Source organism: Enterococcus sp. HMSC072F02, assembly GCF_001837725.1.
GTDB classification, from domain to species: Bacteria; Bacillota; Bacilli; order Lactobacillales; family Enterococcaceae; genus Enterococcus_B; species Enterococcus_B lactis.
The window spans coordinates 1-2,593 of sequence record NZ_KV833917.1; the positions used below are offsets into that span (position 1 = coordinate 1).

At 34.4% G+C, this 2,593-nt stretch carries 5 protein-coding genes; 3 read left to right on the plus strand and 2 right to left on the minus strand.

Features of this window, described 5'->3' with window-relative positions:
- The first annotated feature begins 94 nt into the window (after positions 1 to 94).
- The 3 genes from HMPREF2731_RS02745 (at position 95) to HMPREF2731_RS15225 (ending at position 955) form a co-directional block, all read left to right on the plus strand.
- Positions 95 to 361 (plus strand): YfhO family protein, encoded by a 267-nt coding sequence (locus tag HMPREF2731_RS02745; protein ID WP_002307629.1) that lies wholly within the window; start codon positions 95 to 97, stop codon positions 359 to 361.
- Positions 362 to 463: 102 nt separating this feature from the next.
- Positions 464 to 739: a hypothetical protein gene (locus HMPREF2731_RS02750; RefSeq protein WP_002352467.1), complete on the plus strand. Its 276-nt coding sequence runs from the start codon at positions 464 to 466 to the stop codon at positions 737 to 739.
- Between the two features lie 9 nt (positions 740 to 748).
- Positions 749 to 955 carry a hypothetical protein gene (locus HMPREF2731_RS15225; protein WP_002295288.1) on the plus strand — a complete coding sequence of 69 codons (207 nt, stop codon included), beginning with the start codon at positions 749 to 751 and terminating at the stop codon, positions 953 to 955.
- A 321-nt stretch (positions 956 to 1,276) separates the two neighbouring features.
- Here HMPREF2731_RS15225 and HMPREF2731_RS02760 read toward each other — a convergent pair whose 3' ends face one another.
- A complete protein-coding gene (locus tag HMPREF2731_RS02760; protein ID WP_002307637.1) occupies positions 1,277 to 1,813 on the minus strand; it encodes a class A sortase in 537 nt (178 codons plus the stop codon).
- A 154-nt stretch (positions 1,814 to 1,967) separates the two neighbouring features.
- Positions 1,968 to 2,593 (minus strand): M23 family metallopeptidase (locus HMPREF2731_RS02765; RefSeq protein ID WP_038809898.1); only part of this gene is annotated, 626 nt, incomplete at its 5' end.

Consider the following 2,593-nt stretch of genomic DNA (forward strand, 5'->3'; position numbering starts at 1 on the left):
AATTTGTCAAAAAAACTGTTGCCATTCCAAGACAATCAACCAAACTCTAACAGAATTTGAAGTATATCAAGAATATTGGGAACCACTAAAAAAAGTGACTTCAACTTATGCATCCTTTGATAAAGACAATCTCTACTATGATTTCCCCTCAGTATCAGGATTTAGTTCAATGAACAATAAAAAATATTTACTAATGTTAACGAGATTAGGGTACTCAACAAGTAACGTCCGTGCTAAACGGAATGGTGGTACAGTTATTACGGATATTTTGCTAAGCAACCAATACCAAGTAATTCCTAATCAAGAAATCCAGCATCAAGCGACTAGCGGTGTAAAGATTATAGAAAGCGAAGTGAGTTAAACCTCAGATATTGCTTCTTTTTCATTTGACGTTCTAGAAGTAACAAAAGATGAGTTACTTTATGTTTATTTTCCCGTCAACTTGGCCAATAATTTGCACTATGTGACCAATTTGGAAAGTCGACAATTTGATCCCTGCTGGCATCAAATTGATGCTCAAACGAAAGAATTGTTGCTAGGTTGGGAAGAAAATCAAGTAGTTCGTGATTTCTCATTAAATTTTATGATGATTGATTACTATAATTTGGCGACATCAATGCAACGGTTCCCGAATTATGGTATGGACATAGATTCATTCAAACAGAAAAGCTTTTCTGGAGAAATTCAAAATGAGGAAAGCAATAATCTTGTTATACCTATTCTCTATGAACCAGGTTAGGTTTTTACTGTGGACGGGGAAGAGTATCCTTACAAAGTAGCTTTTGACGATTTGATTCAATTGTCTAACTTACCAAAAGATAGTAATATGAAAATTGCTGGAGAATTTTTCGCACCAGGATTCTTGGTAGGCTTGGTAATCTCTAGTATTGCAACTGGGTGCTTTTTATTTTTACTTTTTCTGGATTATATCAAGAAAACAGAGGATATTCCTTAGGAAAATCACAATCTAAATCTTCCCTAGAAACTATAGAATGACAAGGGGGATATAAGCAAATTCCTAAATGATTAAATAGGGTGCGTTACTAGTTAGCTCCATAGTAAGATTTTTTCAAAATTTTCTTGAGGTTGGATCAAAAAGGGCTCTTTTCAATTAGATTAAAGACACTCATACAAAATAGAGAAACGAACTTATAATCGCGTTCGTTTCCCTATTTAATTTATTATGACCATAAACCAATTTGAATTTAGAAAGCACCTTCTTTCTTTAATAAAAAGTACTACTCGTAATCTGTCAGGATTGATAAGACTTTTTATATTAGCTAAATAAAGAATGGATATATTGATTAGCATTCTTAAATTCAACTGTATCGATCAGTGTACCTTGTACAATCAATCTCGTTACAGCAGCCAAATCTCCGCATGTAACAAGAGTGATCATATTTTTATTAGGAATATCATCAATGACTTCGACTCTTGATGGATCCACTTTTTCTTTAAAGGACACTTGGTAAATATAAATATTCTTTAAGTCTGTTACATATATTTTTTCTTTTAGAGAAATAAACTCTAATGGGGAAAATAAAATAGTTTTATCTTTAGCACTATGACTTGCTAAAGCGTAATTTCGTTTTCCCATCTGCTGATCTGGTTTCATTGTTCCAGCCCCAGAAAGGAGCGAGGTGTTGTCCAATCCGTTGTATATTGGTAAAGATAATTTTACATTGTGTATAGCGATACCACCTATTATAGGCAAATCATTATTCTTGAATTGTGCTTTTAATACTAACTCATTTGATATAGATTCAACAGAATCAAAATCAAAGTTTCCTTTCCTTTTCAGATTGTCTTCCAAATCTTTCTGTGAATAATTTGCTATGTCATATTGTGGACTTGTTTATTCAGTAAGTAAGATCGAATTTGGAAATTAAATATTAAAACTAAGCCTATAAGAAAAAGGCTAATTAGAAGTAAATTTAAAGAAAGATGCTTGATTTTTTTCATCATTTTTAGATTCCTAGAAATGGAGCAGGATCTACGAATCCAGACCAATTTGAGCTAGTCGCTATTCCAAAATGCAAATGAACTCCGGTTGAATTTCCTGTAGTTCCCATGGTACCGATGGTCTGTCCAGCACTCACTGATTGGCCTGGTGTAGCAATATAATTACTTAGGTGAAGGTAATATGAATAGTAACCATCTCCGTGATCAATAATAATGTAATTACCTGCGGATCCATCAAATGACGCCTGCACTACAGTTCCTGATCTTGATGCCATGATAGGCGTTGAAGAAGTTCCACCCATATCTATACCATCGTGAAAAGATCCAGAAAATCCAGTAGGATCAGCTCTTCCCCCAAATGGACTTGTGACGATAATGTTGGCTACGGGTGCGCCCCAACCAGAAGAACTAGGACTTTGAATCTGAGTATTATCGGAAGAACTATTGTTGTCTTGGTACTCATTTTGATTAACTGAGTTCGAATCTTGCTCCGAAGTTTCATCTGGTATCTGTTCTTCTTTCTGTGTATCAGTATTTTCTTGACCTATTCCTATGTCATTGGTATCGGCTAGTTGTGATACATCTTTTTCCTGATCTTTTATAATAGATGCGGCTTCTGCCTCTTGAGCTT